Here is a 16419-nt window from a genome sequence, read left to right on the forward strand (position 1 = left end):
GGTGTGTGAGCTCCTACAACAGTCCTAGTGCGGGGCCCCGACCGCTGGAGCGGTCGGGGCCTCGTCGGCTTTACTGGCGCGGTGGCGCGGTGGCGCCAGGGTGGGGGGGCCGGGGGTGCGGGGGATGGGATGACGGGGGGTCTTCGTGTTTCACTCTCGCAAACGAATAGCTTGCACAGGCAAAGTTGAGCGGGCCGACCGGCCTGTACGACGAGGAGTGACGGGCGATGAAGGACCGCCGCAAGGTCAGGGCCGGTTTCGTCGCGGCGGCGCTGTGCGCGGTGGCCGCGGCACCGGGGACGTCCCTCGCCGACAGCGCCGACGGGGCCCGGGCGTACGAGACCCGCGGCACCCGGATATCCGGCTCCGACGGTGAGGCGGGCGCGCCTTCCCTGGCGCCCGGCGGCACCTACGTCGACAGCGTCGGGCCGGGCGAGAAGCGGTACTACGGCGTGTCGCTCGACACCACGTCAGCCGCCTATGTCTCGGCGGTCGCGGCACCCCGGCCGGGCGCGCAGGTGACCTCGTACCGCGATGGCGTGAAGGTGACCCTGGAGAGCCCCGACGGAGCCGTCTGCGGCACCGCTTCTCCGAAGATCGAGACGAGCGGCGTGGCCTATCCCCTGGCCGACTACGCCTCCCGGCAGATCGATTCCGGCCCGGCCTCCTGCCACCAGGCGGGGCGCTATGTGGTGACCGTGGAGCGCCAGGACGGGGCACCGGACCCGGAGCGCTGGCCGCTGGAGCTCCGGTTGATGGTGGAGCCACCGGTCAAGGGCGGAGCCACGGGGGCGGCACCGGAGGGGAGTTCGAGCTCGCCGCCGCCCGAGGCGCCGGACGGCACTCCGCTGCCGAGGCGCGGCGGGCGAGGGTTCACCGACGCGCCGACCCTGGGGACCGGGGTGTGGAGGGACGACGTCACGCCGGGGGAGACCCACTTCTACCGGGTGCCCGTGGACTGGGGGCAGCGCCTCTCCGCCGTCGCCGAACTGTCCGCCGACGGCAAGGACCAGAGCACCCGTCTGCTCGACCGCGCACTGGCGCTGCACGCCTACAACCCGGCGCGCGGGCTCGCGAAGCGGGGCACCCCCGCGGCGCAGGACGGCGAGTCGCCCCGCACCCAGGTGGCCACCGCGCCGGTGGCCTACGGAAACCGGTATGCGAACACCGGCTCCACGGTCCGCGCGATGAGCGTCAGCGGTGGGTACTTCCTGGCGGTCACCGTCAACCCGCCGCAGGTGGCCCCGCATCTGAACGGTGAGGTGCCGGTCGTGCTGCGGGTACGGGTCGCGGGCGAGGCGCGCGGCGGGCCCACCTACGACGAGGACCCGGTCAAGGCGGGGTTCGGCCTCACGGCGGCCGACCGGCGGGCGGCCAAGCGGCATCCGATCGCGACGGACGGCGACCCGATAGGCCGTTCCGCCTCCGGCGTCACCGACTCGAAGGACGTGCTCCGGGCGGTGGGGTACGCGGGGATCGGCACCGGGACGGCGCTGGTGCTCGGGCTCGGGGTGTGGACGCTCACCGCCCGGCGCCGGGCCTCGGCTCGGCAGCGGTACGGGCCGCCATCTGCCTGGTAGTCGGGGGCTGTTGCGGGCTGGGGTCTGGGGCGGGGTCAGCCCGCGGCCACGAGCGCCCATGCGCCGATGGCGAAGCACAGCGCCGCCACGGCCAGGATCGTGAACGTGGCCCTCCGGGACGGTCCGGGGCGCCGCCGCGTCGTGGGGGGAACCCGCGGCCGCTCCGCGGTGTATGGACGAGTAGAAGGAAAGTCACGCGGGAGCGGTGTCGGTGTCGGTGTCGGTGTCGGTGCCGGTGCCGGAGTCGGGGTCGGCGTGGGTGTCGGTGTCGGCGTGGGAGTCGCGTTCGGAGCGGGAGCGGGGGTGGGCGTATGCGGGTGCGGATGCTGCACCGGCTGTACGGAGTGTGGGGGCTGCTGTTGTGCGTGGTGCGGGTGGTGCACGGGCGGCTGAGGGGCCGGTGGTATCGGGGCCGCCGTCGAGGGGGTCGGCGGGGTCAGCGGGTGGGGTATCGGTGGCCGCTGGACCGGCGGGGGCGGAGTCGCGGGCTGGGCGCTCGGCGGCGGGGGCGTCGGCGTCGGTGGACCCGCGGGCTGGGGTGGTGGGGTCCGGTTCAGCGGCGTCTGGGCGTGCGGGAGTTCGGGGTGCTGGGCCTCGGAGGGCGAGGCGCCGTCAGCGGGCGGCGCGCCGGAGGACGGCGTCCCAGGGGCTCCAGGAGCCCCTGGGGGCTCGGTGTGCGTGGCGCGCGGCTGGTCGTTCCGGGGGAGCGGCGGCGGGAGGGTGAAGCTGCCTGTGTCGGACATGGACGGCTGCGGAGCGGCGGGCTGCTGGGGAGCGGCAGCGCCGGGTCCGGTAGCTACCGCGCCGGCGGGGTCCGGGTCGGCGGCGGACTGGGGCCGGGACGGCGCCGGGCCGTTGCCCGGGGGCGGGTCGGCCTTCGCATGGCGGCGGCGCGGCCGGGTGGGGCCGTCGGGGCCGAATCCGTCTGGCAGCGGACCGAGTTGGTCGAAGACCTCGATGGCATCGTCGTCCAGGTCGGTCTCGGGCAGCAGGTCGACCGCCGTCGCCAGCGCCTTCCGCGCGCCGGTGGCGGTGCGGAAGCGGTTCTCGGGGTCCGGCTGCAGCAGTCCCGCGATCACCTGCCACAGCGGTTCGGGCACCGCGGTGGGTGCGTTCGGCACCCCCTGCTCGAAGAGCTTGACGAGCGCCTCCCCGTCCGGCTTCTGCCCGGTGATGAGATAGAGCGCCACCAGTCCGACGGCGAAGAGGTCCGCCGGGAAGTCGGGATCGTCGCCCATCATCTGCTCGGGCGCGAAGTAACCAGGCGTGCCCATCACGTAGTTGGCCTCGGTGAGGCGCGGCTCGCCCTTGGTCAGCGCGATGCCGAAGTCGGACAGCCGGACGTGCGGCCGCCCGGTCCCGGTGGATTCCAGCAGGATGTTCGCGGGCTTGATGTCCCGGTGCACCACACCCTCGGCGTGCACCGCGGCCAGTCCCGAGAGCAGCTGGTCGATCAGGGTGCACACATAGCGGGGCGGCAGCGGGCCGTAGTCCCCGATGAGATGGGCGAACGAGCCGCCGCCCACCAGGTCCATGGTGAACAGCACCTTGTCGTCGTCGGCCGCCCAGCTGGCCGGTGCCAGCACATGGGGGTGATCGATCCTCAGGGCCTGTTCCCGGACGAAGCGCAGCAGCGTATGGGCGTCACGTTGCTGGAGCACCTTCGCTGCCACGTACCGTCTGCGGCGGTGGTCCCAGACGCGCCATACCGCGCCCACGCCCCCACGCCCGATCGGGTCCACCAGCTCGTACCGGCCCGCGAAGATCTCACCCATCGCGCCGTGCCCGCCCCGTCATCGACTCGTCAGCAGTTCAGCCCGTCAGCTCTGGTGCGCCTCGTAGTGGGCGACCGCGTCGGCGGTCCGCCCGGCGCCGTACACACGGAGAAACTCTGCCAGTTCGGGGTGGGCGGGGGCGAGGGAGTCGGCGGCATCGATGATGTCCCCCGCGGCCGCCACGGACCGCAGCAGCGACTGGATCTCGCGCACCACTCGCCGTACGGTCGGGGCGCCCGTGCTCGCCGTGGTCTGGGTGGAGTTGAGGACCGAGCCGCCCGCCGACTTCTTGATCTCCTCCATGCGCTCGGCGGCCTCGGCGGCGCTGACCCTGCCGTCCGCCGCCTGGCTGGACAGCTCCTGCAGCGCCTGCACCCGCTGGACCACGGCGGGGTTGCCGATCTTGGCGCGCTGGCCGCTCATGAGCTGCGAGAGCATGGGCGCGGACAGACCGAGGACGGCGGCGAGACGGGCTTGGTTCAGGCCGAGATCGTCGATGAGACGGCGAAAGAGCGCCCCCAGCGGCTCCCCGTACCAGCTGCGCTGCAGCTCCCGTGCGCGCGCGGTGGCATCCTGCTGTGTTGCGTCCATCTCGCTCTCCCCTTCGCTTCGCTGCCGCGAATCTTGCGTGGCATCCTACGGAGAGCGCTACGCACGAGCGATACCCGGTCGGGAATGGTGGTCGGTACCAGGTATCCTGATCGGCGAAGGGGCCTTAGCTCAGTTGGTAGAGCGCCGTCTTTGCATGGCGGATGTCAGGAGTTCGACTCTCCTAGGCTCCACCCCTGATGAGACGCCCTCCAGATGATCATCTTGGAGGGCGCTTCCGTGGTTAGAGTCCCCATAGAGTCCACAACCCCAGTGGGATCACCTAAATGAAACAGGTGTGACCCTGGACTATCGGGTACGCACTTCGTACAGCGAGACCCCGAGGGGCGACGCTGCTCCCAAACCGGCGCTGCGGATTCCGCCTCAGTAGAGCCCGGGGTCCCCGCCCGGGAGGGCCACACCACGGGAGGGCCCCCGTCGCGAGTGTCCGCGGGGCCGCCTGCACGTAAACGTGACCGCCGCCCGACGGTCTTCCGCCCTGTATTCAGCAACACCGCTGGGCCGTTGGGCAACGGCCCCGCACTCTGCGCCTCGAGAAGTGGCTCGCCCCCTCCGGCCCGCAGGGGGGCGCACGTATCAGAGGCGTTGGCGGTCCGGTGTGACCGGCGCCCGACACGAGCCCCTGGTGTTGCCACTCTTGTCATTGCCCGGCGCAACACCCGCGGGATGCTCCAGGGTGTTTTCCACAACTCGGGCAGATCGCCCGGGAGTCGTCTGATCGGCGCGGTGCGCCGTACAGGGGGACACGATGGGTGAGCTGCATCCGCTGGGCGGGAACCTGCCCGAGGAGTGCCGGGCGTTCGCTGTGGAGCTGAGGAAGCTGTTCCTGGGGCTCGGGGTATCGGTGCGCAGATACGCGGTGCGCAGGCACCGGGATCCGAGCACCATCTCGCGGTTTCTGAACGGCACCCGCATCCCGCCGTGGGAGTTCGTCTTCGATCTGTTCACCGATCTCGCCGAGCGGCGGGGCGTCGCCCCCACCCCGGCCGCCATCGAGCTGGTGCGGGAGCTGCACCGGGCCGCGGTCCGCACCAGCCGCTCCCCCGGGCATGCCATGGAGATCCTGCAGATCCAGCTGGCCGACGCCGACCGGGACGCCCGGGTCTCCATGGCGCACCAGGACGTGCTGGGCGAGGCGCTGCTGGACCTCAAGCACCGCATCGCCGATCTCGAGGTGCGGCTGAACCAGGCCGAGGCGGCATGGGCGACGGAGCGCGCCCGGGCGGACGCGCTGGAGCGGGACATCCCGGACCGGGAGGAGCTGATCAAGGAGCGGGATCTGCTCCGGCGGGAGGTGCGGCGGCTCACCGAGGAGCTGGACGAGGTGCGACTGCGGGGGCGGCTGGCGGAGGAGCGCTGTCTGGTCCTGGAGCGGCAGCTGGCCATGGTGGAGTCCCAGCGCCCGGCGGCGGTGCCCCAGCAGGAGGAGGAGCCCATGGGACGGGAGGGGCCCGTGGTGTCCCAGCGGGTCATGGGGCCGCGGCCGAAGATCCTGGTGGTGGACGACCAGCAGAACAATCTTCTGGCCATGGAGGCCGTGCTGGCCACGCTCGACCAGGAGCTGGTGACCGCGACCTCCGGGCAGGAAGCCCTCAAGGCACTGCTCGACCACGACGACTTCGCGGTGATCCTGCTGGATGTGCAGATGCCCGAGATGGACGGCTATGAGACGGCGGCCCACATCAAGCGCCGCCCCCGTAACCGCGACATCCCGATCATCTTCCTCACCGCGATGGGCTCCGATCCCGAGCACTCCTCGCGGGGCTATGCGGCCGGTGCGGTGGACTACATGGCCAAGCCGTTCGACCCCTGGGCGCTGCGGGCCAAGGTCTCGGTCTTCACCGAGATCTTCCTGGAGCGGCGGCAGCGTCGATCCCAGGGGGAGGACCCGGCAGCATGAGTCGGGCCGGAGCCGAGCCAGAGCCAAGCCGGAGTCGGGCCGGAGGAACGGGCCGGAGAAAGACGAAGGGGCGGGAGATCGGCTGATCTCCCGCCCCTCGTGGAGGGCTCGCGCCGGGCGCCGCGAGGCGGCGCCGGCAGCGCTGTCAGCGCTCGTCGTCCCTGCGGGCCTCGGCCTCGGCCTGCTTGGCCTGCACCTCGGGGTCGAGGGAGCCCTGGTCACTGCCGTCCACCGCCGAGAGCCGCTCGCGGTCGCCCACCTCGGTCGCCGCCGGGGGCTCGACCAGCCAGTCGGGGTTGGCCTGCCTGTCCCACCACTTCCACGCGGCGAAGACGCCCGCGCCGATCAGCCCGATGACGGTCGCCCGCTTGGCGAAGCGGGCGGCCCGGGCCCGGCGGCGGTGCTTCCGGGCGAGCTTCTCGATCTCCGCGGCCGTCACATGGGTGCGCAGCGCCGCGATGGCCGCCGCCGTGCGGACGGCCGCCTCCTCGCGCGCCGGTCCCGCCGCGGCGCGCACCCCGGCCATCGCCTGCTCCACCCGCGGTCCGGTGTAGTCGGCGGCGTGGCGTGCGGCCTTACGGGTTCGCTTGGCGGCCCGTGTGGCGGCCTCGTCCACCTTCGGCGGCAGGGTGCCGCGGGCCTGGTCGAGCCGGGGCGCGATATGGGTGTGGTACTGAGCACCGGCCGTGCACCGGGCCTGGTGTGCCGCGGTCGAGACCTTCGGCGCCAGCCGGACGCGGGCCTCGTGCGCGTAGCGCGTCGCGGTGTCCTTGGCCGTGCCGGCATAGGGCGCCACCGCCTCCGCGGCGTGCAGGACGCTGCCCTTGGCTGTGCCGGTCGCGGCTCGCACGCTGTCAATGCGGGTCACGGGATCCTCCTCCTCGGTGGCGTGGGTCAAGCTCCGGGGTTCAGAGTCGTGCGTTCTCGTTGCGCGCTCTATTTGCCCAGTTTCGTGTTTCCATCCCAAGAAAGATCATGCCTGTTTGTGGAGATCATGCCCGTTCGCAGCATGGCCAGCATGTGTGACCGGGCATCTGGGTCATAGGGAGGATTCTCGTGGAAACCGCGCGGATCGGCGCGCCCGGGGCCGCTTCAGCGGCTACTCGTCCACCTTGCGTCCGTGCGAGGATCAGGAGACGTAAGTGAAAACGATGGAAGGTTGATCGTGGCCGAGCAGCTATACGCCACCCTGAAGACGAACAACGGCGACATCGTGGTCCGGCTGCTGCCGAATCACGCGCCCAAGACGGTCAAGAACTTTGTCGAACTGGCCGAAGGCAGTCGCGAGTGGACCCACCCAGCCACTGGCAAAAAGGCCAAGGAGAAGCTCTACGACGGCACCGTCTTCCACCGGGTGATCAGTGGCTTCATGATCCAGGGCGGTGACCCACTGGGCAACGGGACCGGTGGCCCCGGCTATGAGTTCGGCGACGAGTTCCACCCGGACCTGGCCTTCAACAAGCCGTATCTGCTGGCGATGGCCAACGCGGGCCCGGGCACCAACGGCTCGCAGTTCTTCATCACGGTCGCCCCGACCGCGTGGCTGACCGGTAAGCACACCATCTTCGGCGAGGTCGTCGACGAGGGCAGCAAGAAGGTCATCGACGCGATCGCGGGCACCGCGACCAACCCGCGCACCGACCGTCCGCTCCAGGACGTCGTCATCGAGTCGGTGGTCGTGGAGACGCGCGAGGGCTGACCCCGTACCGGGGAACTTTCAGGCCCCGCTTGTCCGTGTGAACAAGTGTCCGTGTGAACAAGCGGGGCGGGGGAACGCCCGATGAGAAGTGGACAAGGGGCGAGGGGACACCATGGAGGACCAGGCGGTCTGTTGCTACCGGCACCCCCAGCGGGAGACCGGCATCAGCTGCACCCGCTGTGAGCGCCCGATCTGCCCCGAGTGCATGATCAGCGCGTCGGTGGGGTTCCAGTGCCCCGAGTGTGTGAGCGGACGGGCGTCCGCCGGGTCCGGGGCCTCGGCCGCCGGTCCCCCGCCGCGTGCCGCTCAGCCGCGCACCCTGGCCGGCGGCACGATGGCCTCGGATCCCCGGCTGATCACCAAGATCCTGCTGGCCATCAACATCGCGATATGGCTCGCCGCGCTGTCCGCGGGCGACCGGCTGGTGAACGATCTCGACCTGGTCGGCCGCGCCTACGACCCCGGCACGGTGCAGGTCGTCGGCGTCGCCGAGGGCCAGTGGTGGCGGCTGGTGACCTCGGTCTTCCTCCACCAGCAGCTGATGCACATCGCCTTCAACATGCTCTCGCTGTGGTGGATCGGCGGCCCGCTGGAGGCCGCGCTCGGCCGGGTCCGCTTCATCGTGCTCTACATGCTGTCGGGGCTGGGCGGCAGCGCGCTGTCGTATCTCCTGGCCGCGCAGAACCAGCCGTCGCTGGGCGCCTCCGGCGCGATCTTCGGTCTGCTCGGCGCCACCGCCGTGCTGATGCGCCGGCTGAACTACGACATGCGGCCGGTCATCGCGCTGCTGGCGCTGAATCTGATCTTCACCTTCACCTGGTCCGGCATCGCCTGGCAGGCCCATGTCGGCGGCCTGGTCGCGGGCACGGTGGTGGCGTACGGAATGGTGCACGCGCCCCGGGAGAAGCGGGCGCTGGTGCAGCGGGGGACCTGCGTCCTGGTGCTGCTCGCAATCGTCGCGATGGTGTGGATCCGGACGGTGCAGCTCACCGGCTGAGGCTCACCCCGGTCAGAGCCCACGGGCCACCCCGGTCGGAGCCCACGGGCCACCCCGGTCGGAGCCCACGGGCTGGGGTCACCGGCTGAGCCCCTGGGTGGTGAGGGGCCGCCGGGCTGGAGCCCACCGGCCGTAGCCGCAGCCCCTCGGCTGAGCGGAGTGGCCGACCGATGAGCGGTCGGCCCTGGGCCACTTGGGATGAGCCCGACCCGCTCAGTTGTCCACAGCGCGTGGCGGATCTTACGCAACCTGTGGAGAACTTGCGTACGCCCCCCGACTGACCTGCGTTTTCGCAGGAAGGCGGGGGTATGAACGATCGAACAGACGTCCCTAGCCGGTCACACCGGCGTCAACACGGCAGAGGTTATCCACAGATCTTCTGAGTTTTCCCCGGCTGTGGATAACTCTGTGGACAACCTGGGGACGAAGCTGGGGACGAGCGTGGGGACCGCCGGGTCACTTCCACTGGGTGGAGACGACGAACCCCGCGGCGATGAAGCCGAAGCCGACCACGATGTTCCAGTTCCCCAGTGATTCGACCGGCATGTCCCCCGTGGTCACGTAGAAGATGACGATCCACGCGAGGCCGATCAGGAACATGGCCAGCATCAGCGGCGCCACCCACCGGCGGCCGCTGTTCAGACTGATGCTGGTCGCCGTCTTCGCCGGCGGCGGCGTGAAGTCGTCCTTCTTGCGGATCCGTGACTTCGGCACGAGGAACTCTCCTGTCGATGCGCTGCGTGACCGCGCGGGGATGTGTACGGACGGCGCCGGGGCGGGACAGCGACGGGGACCACGTCCCTCCCCCACACGTCCGTTAGCGTAGTCCTTCCGCGGCGTCGTAAGGAGTAAGGGTACGTTGAGCAATTCCGCTGACTCCCCCGCCCCGGCGTCCCGCCGCCCCCGGTTCCGCCCCGTACGGCTGCTGACCGGAGCGGTCTTCGCGCTGGCCGGAGTGATCTTCTGGACCAGTTTCAACACCGCCCAGGGCACCAATCTCCGCAGTGATGAATCGATGCTGCGGCTCTCCGATCTCATCCAGGAGCGCAGTCGCAAGAACGGCACCCTGGGCGACAGCACCGCCAAGATACGCTCCGAGGTCGACGCCCTCGCCCGGCGGGACAACGGCAGCAGCCAGGCCGAGCGCCGCAAGCGGGCCGAGCTGGAGAAGACCGCGGGCACCAAGAAGCTCACCGGCCCCGGGCTCACCGTGACCCTCACCGACGCCCCGCCGAACGCCACCCCGCAGATCCCCGGCGTCCCCGATCCCCAGCCCAACGATCTCGTCATCCACCAGCAGGATCTCCAGGCCGTGGTCAACGCGCTGTGGCAGGGCGGCGCCGAGGGGATCAAGGTCATGGACCAGCGGCTGATCTCCACCAGCGCGGTGCGCTGCGTCGGCAACACCCTGATCCTGCAGGGCCAGGTCTACTCGCCGCCCTACAAGGTCACCGCCGTGGGGGACCGGGGCAGGCTGAGCGCCGCCCTCACCGCCTCGTCCGCGATCCAGAACTACCGCAGCTATGTCGACGCGTACGGCCTCGGCTGGAAAGTCGACCAGCACGACACGGTGACTCTTCCCGGCTACTCCGGCACAGTGGATCTGCACCAGGCACAGCCCATCGGATAGCACCGGCGCCCCGCCGCGGCACCGCGTCGGCGGGGCGGGCAGGGGCGGACAGTGGGGGCCGATGAGAACGCGGCTGATCGTCAGGACGCTCAGTGAGATCTGTGTCACCCTCGGAGCCCTGATCATCCTTTTGGTGGTTTACGTCCTGTACTGGACCTCCGTACGGGCCGACCGCGCGATGGACGGCGAGATCGACCACCTCCAGGACCGCTGGGCCACCGGCACGGTCAGCACCGGTGCCGAGCCGCCGTCCCGGCCCCGCCGCCATGAGCCCGGCGCCTCCTTCTCGATCATGTACATCCCGCGCTTCGGCGCCGACTGGGCCAAGCCCGTCCTCGAGGGCACCGCCACCGGCACCCTGAAGAAGGGCCTCGGCCACTACGCCCGCACTGCCCGCCTCGGCGCCCTCGGCAACTTCGCCGTCGCCGGGCACCGCCGGACCTACGGCGACCCCTTCAAGGACTTCCCCCAGCTCCGTCCGGGTGACGCGGTGGTGCTGACCGACGGCACCACCTGGTTCACCTACCGCGTCGACCGGCGGCCCTATCGCACCCTGCCGACCGACACCGGGGTGATCGATCCGGTGCCGCGGGCCTCCGGCTTCCGCCGCCCCGGCCGCTATCTCACGCTGACGACCTGCGAGCCGGAGTGGGGCCACAGCCACCGGCTGATCACCTGGGCACACCTCGACGCGACCCAATCCGTAGCCCAAGGCAAGCCCAAGGCTTTGTACAGCTGACCCTCCGGCCACACCCCTCGCCCCTTACTCTGGTGCTGCACTCCGGTGCTGCAATCGACTTCGTCATCGGTGAGTAGGGATGGCATGTACGGCTGGATCTGGCGGCATCTGCCGGGTAACGCATGGATGCGGGCGCTGATTTCGCTCGTACTGGTGCTGGCGATCGTCTTCGTGCTCTTCCAGTACGTCTTCCCCTGGGCGGAGCCCCTGCTGCCGTTCAACGACGTCACGGTCGACCAGGGGATGGGGGGTCCGCGGTGAGCGCGCGCGTCCTGGTCGTCGACAACTACGACAGCTTCGTCTTCAACCTCGTCCAGTACCTGTACCAGCTCGGCGCCGAGTGCGAGGTGGTGCGGAACGACGAGGTCTCCCTGGGCCACGCCCAGGACGGCTTCGACGGAGTCCTGCTGTCCCCCGGGCCCGGCACTCCGGAGGAGGCGGGCGTCTGCGTCGACATGGTGCGGCACTGCGCGCGCACCGGCGTACCGGTGTTCGGCGTCTGCCTGGGGATGCAGTCCATGGCCGTCGCGTACGGCGGAGTCGTCGGACGGGCCCCGGAGCTGCTGCACGGCAAGACCTCGCTGGTGACCCATGAGGGAGCCGGCGTCTTCGGCGGACTGCCCACCCCCTTCACCGCCACCCGCTATCACTCGCTGGCCGTGGAACGCGGGACGGTACCCCCCGAGCTGGAGATCACGGCCTGGACGGAGACCGGCATCGCCATGGGTCTGCGCCACCGTGAACTGCGGGTCGAGGGCGTCCAGTTCCACCCCGAGTCGGTCCTCACCGAATGGGGTCACCGGATGCTCGCCAACTGGCTGGTGGAGTGCGGGGACACGGATGCCGTGGGGCGGTCCGCGGGGCTCGCCCCGGTGGTCGGGGCGGTCGGCGGTAAGGCCGGCGAGTGACCGGACCGCGCCCCGAGCGCGAGGGCGCCGCCCAGGGCGCCCGAGAGCCCGCCCCGTACGCGCCATATGCGCCGTACGGGTCTCATGAGCAGCATCCCGCTCCTGGTGCGCATGGCACCCAGGGGGACCCGGACGCGTTCCCGGCGGCGGCCGCGGAGGGGCTGTGGGACCCGCAGCCGGACTCCGCCCCGGCCGGGCCGACGGGGCGCTCCCTGGGCACCGCGTCCCTCGCGGTGCCGCCGCCCACAGGACGCAGGCGGCGCGCCCGTCCGGCCGCCGCGGGGCCGGAGGAGGGAGCTGAGGCGGCCAGTCCGCCCACGGGGCGCAGACGCGCCCGTAGGCTCCCCTCGGGGGCGGAGGAGGCCGCTGAGGCCGCCGGGCCGCCCACCGGGCGCCGCCGCGCCCGTACGGTCCCCACGGGGCCCTCAGGGCCCGCACACGCCCCTCAGACGCCCGCCCGCGCCCCGGGACCGCCCCCACGCCCACGGTCCGGCGAGGCGTACCCACGCCCTGGCGAGGCGTCCGCACGTGCCCCGGAGGCCGCCGAGACGGCCGTCCTGCCCCCGGTGCCGCCCCGGCGCGACGACGAGACGGTGGCCCTGCGCGCCGTGGAGCCACCGCCCGCCGACCAGACCATGCTGCTGCGCAAGGTCGGGGCGGACCGGGACGGCGATTCCGAGCCCGAGCCCGCGCCCGGCGGCCGTGCCGCCCGCCGTAGGGCCGCCCAGGAGGCCGGGAAGCATGCCGGAAAGCGTGGCTCGGGCGCTACCCGGGCCGCCGAGGGCGCGGGGAGCGCCGGGGACGCCCGGCCCCGCACCCGTATGGAGGCCAGGCGCGCCGCGCGGGCGCGCAAGGACAGCCCGGGGGTGGTGGCGAGCCGGGTGGTCGGCGAGCTGTTCATCACGCTGGGCGTGTTGATGCTGCTCTTCGTCACCTATCAGCTGTGGTGGACGAACATCCTCGCCCATCAGCAGGCCGACGGCGCCGCGAACAACCTCCAGAAGAAGTGGGACGAGAGCGGCGACGAGCGGAACCCGGGAACCTTCTCCCCCGGACAGGGGTTCGCGATCATCTACATCCCCAAGCTGGATGTGAAGGCCCCGATCGCGGAGGGCATCGACAAGCACAAGGTCCTCGACCGCGGCATGGTCGGGCACTACGGCAAGAGCCCGCTGAAGACCGCCATGCCGTGGGACAAGAAGGGCAACTTCGCGCTCGCCGGGCACCGCAACACCCATGGCGAGCCGTTCCGTTACATCAACCGCCTCAAGCCCGGCGACGAGATCGTCGTCGAGACGCAGAGCCGGTACTACACCTATGCGATGAGCAGCATCCTGCCGCAGACGCCGCCGTCCAACACGGGCGTCATCAAGCCGGTGCCGCCCGGCTCCGGCTTCACCAAACCGGGGCGGTACATCACGCTGACCACCTGCACCCCGGAGTTCACCAGCACCTACCGGATGATCGTCTGGGGCAAGATGGTCGAGGAGCGGCCGCGTAGCGAGGGAAAGCCGGACGCGCTGGTCGAATGAGCGGGAACAGCCGGGTAACCAGGAAAAAAGGGGTACGACGCGGTGGCACGGACCGACCACGATGAGCGGCGGGACCAGCACCCCGGCCCGCCCGCAACGCCCAGCCGCCGTACCGGCCGCGGCCGGGTGGCCGCGGCCATCGCCGTCTTCGGCGAGCTGCTGATCACCGCGGGGATCATCCTCGCCCTGTTCGTCGTCTACTCGCTGTGGTGGACCAACGTCCTGGCCGACCGCGAGGCGAAGAAGCAGGGCGACCAGGTGCGCAGACACTGGGCGCGGCAGGGGCCGGGCAAGCTGGACACCAAGAGCGGCATCGGCTTTCTGCACGTGCCGTCCATGCACAACGGTGAGGTGCTGGTCAAGAAGGGCACCCGTACCGAAACCCTCAACGACGGCGTGGCCGGTTACTACACCAAGCCGGTCAAGTCCGCGATGCCGTGGGCCGAGAAGGGCAACTTCAGCCTGGCCGCGCACCGGGACGGGCACGGCGCGAAGTTCCACGACATCGACAAGGTCCACGAGGGCGACCCGGTGGTCTTCGAGACCCGTGACACCTGGTACGTCTACAAGGTCTACGCGACGCTGCCGGAGACCTCGAAGTACAACGTGGACGTGCTGGACGCGGTCCCGAAGGAGTCGGGCCGTAAGCGGCCGGGCCGCTACATCACGCTCTCGACCTGCACCCCCGTCTACACCTCCCGCCACCGCTACATCGTGTGGGGCGAGCTGGAGCGCACCGAGAAGGTCGACGCGCGCCGCACGCCCCCCAAGGAACTGCGCTAGCCCCGGCAGACCCCTGAGCACGCACGCAGACCCCTGAGCACACACGGGGAAGCCCCCGGCCCCTCTGAGGGTGCCGGGGGCTTCCCCGTGCCACACGGTGCCCGGAGGCTGGCTAGAAGCCGTTCTGGCCGCCGATGATGCCGCCGTTGTCACCGCCGCCGTTGCCGCCCTGCCCGCCGACCGTGATGAGGTTCACGGACTGGCCCTTGGGCACCTGGGTGCCCGCGCCGGGCTGGCTGGCCACCACGGTCGCGTTGTCGTCCTGCGGACCGGCGATGTTGCCCACGTTGAGGCCCAGGTCCTGGAGCGCCTTCTTGGCTTCGTTGAGCTTCTTGCCGCCCAGGTTGGGCACCGGCACGTTATCGCCGTCCGCGGGTGCCTTGGCGACGATCAGCGTGATCGTCGAGCCGGGCGGGACCTCCTGGCCGCCCTTGGGGTTCTGGTCGGTGACCGTGCCGGCCTCGACGTCGCCGTTGTCGGCCTCCTGGGTCTGGACCTTGAGGCCCTTCCCCTCGAGCGACTTCGTGGCGTCCTCGACCTTCTTTGTGGTCACATCCGGCACGACGACGTTCTCCTGGGCCTTGGCGACGGTCAGGGTGACCGTGGTGCCCTTCGCGACCTTCTTGCCGCCCTTCGGGTCCTGGTCGATCACCTTGCCGGCGGTCTGGTCCGACTGCTCGGTCTTCTGTTCGACGTTGAAGCCCTTGGCCTCGAGCTGTTGCTTGGCCGATTCGTACTGCACGTTCAGGACATCGGGAACCTCGACCCTGGCCGCGGGCTTGGGGCCCTTGGACATGGTCAGCTCGACCGTGCCGTACCGCTTGACCTCGCTGCCGCTCTTGGGGGTCTGCTCACAGACGGTGTTCTTCTCCGCCTTCTCGCAGAACCTGGAGCCGACGTTCTTGACCTTGAAGTCGCCGTTCTCCCCCTGGCTCTTGGCGTCCTCGAACGTCTTGCCGACGAGGTTGGGAACCTGGACCATGTCGTCGTTCTTACCGCCGGCGAACAGCGACTTCCCGATGAAGATCGCACCGACCAGCACCAGTATCCCGGCGATGATCAGCAGGATCGTCGACAGGTTGCTCTTCTTGTCGGGGCCCCCGCGACCCCGACCGCGGTCCGGTCGCTCGTCGTAGCCGAAGCCGCCGTCGTCCTCGCGCATCGGCGGGAGCATCGAGGTCTGCGCCCCGGCGCCGGAGCTCTGCGGCCGCAGCATCGCGGTGGGCTGGTCGTCCGAGCCGTAGCCGACCGCGCCCAGGGCGGCGGTGGCGGCCACCGGCCGGCCCTCCAGGGTCGCCTCGATGTCGGCGCGCATCTCGTCCGCCGACTGGTAGCGGTAGTCAGGGTCCTTGACCAGTGCCCGCAGGACGATGGCGTCCATCTCCGGGGTGATCTCGGGGTCGTAGGTGCTCGGCGGCTGAGGTTCCTCCCGCACGTGCTGATAGGCGACGGCCACCGGGGAGTCGCCCACGAACGGCGGCCTTACGGTCAGCAGCTCATAGAGCAGACAGCCGGTGGAGTACAGGTCGCTGCGTGCGTCGACGGTCTCGCCCTTGGCCTGCTCGGGGGAGAGGTACTGGGCGGTGCCGATGACGGCGGCCGTCTGCGTCATGGTCATACCGGCGTCGCCCATGGCCCGGGCGATGCCGAAGTCCATCACCTTGACCTGGCCGCTCCGGGTGAGCATGACGTTGGCCGGCTTGATGTCCCGGTGGACGATGTTGTTGCGGTGGGAGTACTCGAGGGCCTGGAGGATGCCGATGGTCATCTCCAGCGAACGCTCGGGGAGCAGCTTTCTACCCGAGTGAAGGAGCTCGCGCAGCGTGGAACCGTCGACGTACTCCATCACGATGTACGGGATCGAGACGCCGTCGACGTAGTCCTCGCCGGTGTCGTAGACCGCGACGATCGCGGGATGGTTGAGCGAGGCGGCCGACTGGGCCTCTCGGCGGAACCGGGCCTGGAAGGACGGATCGCGGGCGAGGTCCGCCCGGAGCGTCTTCACAGCGACAGTACGGCCGAGGCGGGTGTCGTGCGCGAGGTAGACCTCCGCCATGCCACCGCGGCCGAGCACTGAGCCCAGCTCATACCGGCCGCCGAGGCGACGCGGCTCTTCCATAGCTACTCCAGCCCTCTTCCGTGGTTCCCGGCCGCACAGTGGGCCGGCGAAGTGCTGCTCGCGCATACGGTACCCGGCACGTCTTACGGGACCCGGCCCCAGTGGCTATCTGATACCGGACCGGTACGGCGACGTGCGGGATTGATAT

At 70.7% G+C, this 16419-nt stretch carries 15 protein-coding genes and 1 tRNA gene; 11 read left to right on the forward strand and 5 right to left on the reverse strand.

The genetic code is table 11. The features are described from left to right. Positions 1 to 227 precede the first annotated feature (227 nt). Positions 228 to 1580, forward strand: a complete 1353-nt coding sequence (locus VT50_RS07820) for a hypothetical protein (protein WP_079343785.1) — start codon at positions 228 to 230, stop codon at positions 1578 to 1580. 35 nt (positions 1581 to 1615) lie between these two features. On the opposite strand, the gene VT50_RS07825 is transcribed toward VT50_RS07820, so the two are convergent. Further along, complete coding sequence (locus VT50_RS07825) at positions 1616 to 3355, reverse strand: serine/threonine-protein kinase (RefSeq protein ID WP_046088779.1); 1740 nt, start codon at positions 3353 to 3355, stop codon at positions 1616 to 1618. A gap of 45 nt (positions 3356 to 3400) precedes the next feature. Next, the gene (locus VT50_RS07830; RefSeq protein WP_046088780.1) at positions 3401 to 3946 is read right to left on the reverse strand and encodes a helix-turn-helix domain-containing protein; all 546 of its coding nucleotides are present in this window, start codon (positions 3944 to 3946) and stop codon (positions 3401 to 3403) included. 118 nt (positions 3947 to 4064) lie between these two features. On the opposite strand from VT50_RS07830, the gene VT50_RS07835 reads away from it, so the two are divergent. After that, positions 4065 to 4137: transfer RNA gene (locus VT50_RS07835), tRNA-Ala, on the forward strand. 575 nt (positions 4138 to 4712) lie between these two features. After that, a complete protein-coding gene (locus VT50_RS07840) occupies positions 4713 to 5864 on the forward strand; it encodes a response regulator (RefSeq protein WP_046088781.1) in 1152 nt (383 codons plus the stop codon). Between the two features lie 145 nt (positions 5865 to 6009). Here VT50_RS07840 and VT50_RS07845 read toward each other — a convergent pair whose 3' ends face one another. Beyond that, the gene (locus VT50_RS07845) at positions 6010 to 6732 is read right to left on the reverse strand and encodes a DUF5324 family protein (RefSeq protein WP_046088816.1); all 723 of its coding nucleotides are present in this window, start codon (positions 6730 to 6732) and stop codon (positions 6010 to 6012) included. Between the two features lie 297 nt (positions 6733 to 7029). Here VT50_RS07845 and VT50_RS07850 point away from each other — a divergent pair, with 297 nt between their 5' ends. Together VT50_RS07850 and VT50_RS07855 are read left to right on the forward strand one after the other, a co-directional pair. Continuing rightward, positions 7030 to 7563: a peptidylprolyl isomerase gene (locus VT50_RS07850; RefSeq protein WP_046088817.1), complete on the forward strand. Its 534-nt coding sequence runs from the start codon at positions 7030 to 7032 to the stop codon at positions 7561 to 7563. Between the two features lie 112 nt (positions 7564 to 7675). Further along, positions 7676 to 8560: a rhomboid family intramembrane serine protease gene (locus VT50_RS07855; RefSeq protein ID WP_046088782.1), complete on the forward strand. Its 885-nt coding sequence runs from the start codon at positions 7676 to 7678 to the stop codon at positions 8558 to 8560. A gap of 456 nt (positions 8561 to 9016) precedes the next feature. On the opposite strand, the gene crgA is transcribed toward VT50_RS07855, so the two are convergent. Continuing rightward, the gene (gene crgA, locus VT50_RS07860; protein ID WP_046088783.1) at positions 9017 to 9274 is read right to left on the reverse strand and encodes a cell division protein CrgA; all 258 of its coding nucleotides are present in this window, start codon (positions 9272 to 9274) and stop codon (positions 9017 to 9019) included. A gap of 145 nt (positions 9275 to 9419) precedes the next feature. Here crgA and VT50_RS07865 point away from each other — a divergent pair, with 145 nt between their 5' ends. The 6 genes from VT50_RS07865 (at position 9420) to VT50_RS07885 (ending at position 14152) form a co-directional block, all read left to right on the forward strand. Then, complete coding sequence (locus VT50_RS07865) at positions 9420 to 10190, forward strand: DUF881 domain-containing protein (protein ID WP_046088784.1); 771 nt, start codon at positions 9420 to 9422, stop codon at positions 10188 to 10190. A gap of 61 nt (positions 10191 to 10251) precedes the next feature. After that, positions 10252 to 10929 carry a class E sortase gene (locus tag VT50_RS07870; RefSeq protein WP_046088785.1) on the forward strand — a complete coding sequence of 226 codons (678 nt, stop codon included), beginning with the start codon at positions 10252 to 10254 and terminating at the stop codon, positions 10927 to 10929. Between the two features lie 84 nt (positions 10930 to 11013). Then, complete coding sequence (locus tag VT50_RS39540) at positions 11014 to 11190, forward strand: hypothetical protein (RefSeq protein ID WP_046088786.1); 177 nt, start codon at positions 11014 to 11016, stop codon at positions 11188 to 11190. Further along, entirely contained in the window at positions 11187 to 11837 is a 651-nt protein-coding gene (locus VT50_RS07875) for an aminodeoxychorismate/anthranilate synthase component II (RefSeq protein WP_046088787.1), read from the forward strand. Before VT50_RS39540 ends, VT50_RS07875 begins: the two co-directional genes overlap by 4 nt. Beyond that, the gene (locus tag VT50_RS07880) at positions 11834 to 13369 is read left to right on the forward strand and encodes a class E sortase (protein WP_046088788.1); all 1536 of its coding nucleotides are present in this window, start codon (positions 11834 to 11836) and stop codon (positions 13367 to 13369) included. Before VT50_RS07875 ends, VT50_RS07880 begins: the two co-directional genes overlap by 4 nt. Positions 13370 to 13411: 42 nt before the next feature. Next, entirely contained in the window at positions 13412 to 14152 is a 741-nt protein-coding gene (locus tag VT50_RS07885) for a class E sortase (protein ID WP_046088789.1), read from the forward strand. Positions 14153 to 14264: 112 nt separating this feature from the next. Here the strand turns inward: VT50_RS07885 and pknB are convergent, their stop codons facing one another. Continuing rightward, the gene (pknB, locus tag VT50_RS07890; protein ID WP_046088790.1) at positions 14265 to 16271 is read right to left on the reverse strand and encodes a Stk1 family PASTA domain-containing Ser/Thr kinase; all 2007 of its coding nucleotides are present in this window, start codon (positions 16269 to 16271) and stop codon (positions 14265 to 14267) included. Between the last annotated feature and the right edge of the window lie 148 nt (positions 16272 to 16419).

Origin of the sequence: Streptomyces antioxidans, from assembly GCF_000968685.2 — a bacterium.
Taxonomy (GTDB): Bacteria; Actinomycetota; Actinomycetes; order Streptomycetales; family Streptomycetaceae; genus Streptomyces; species Streptomyces antioxidans.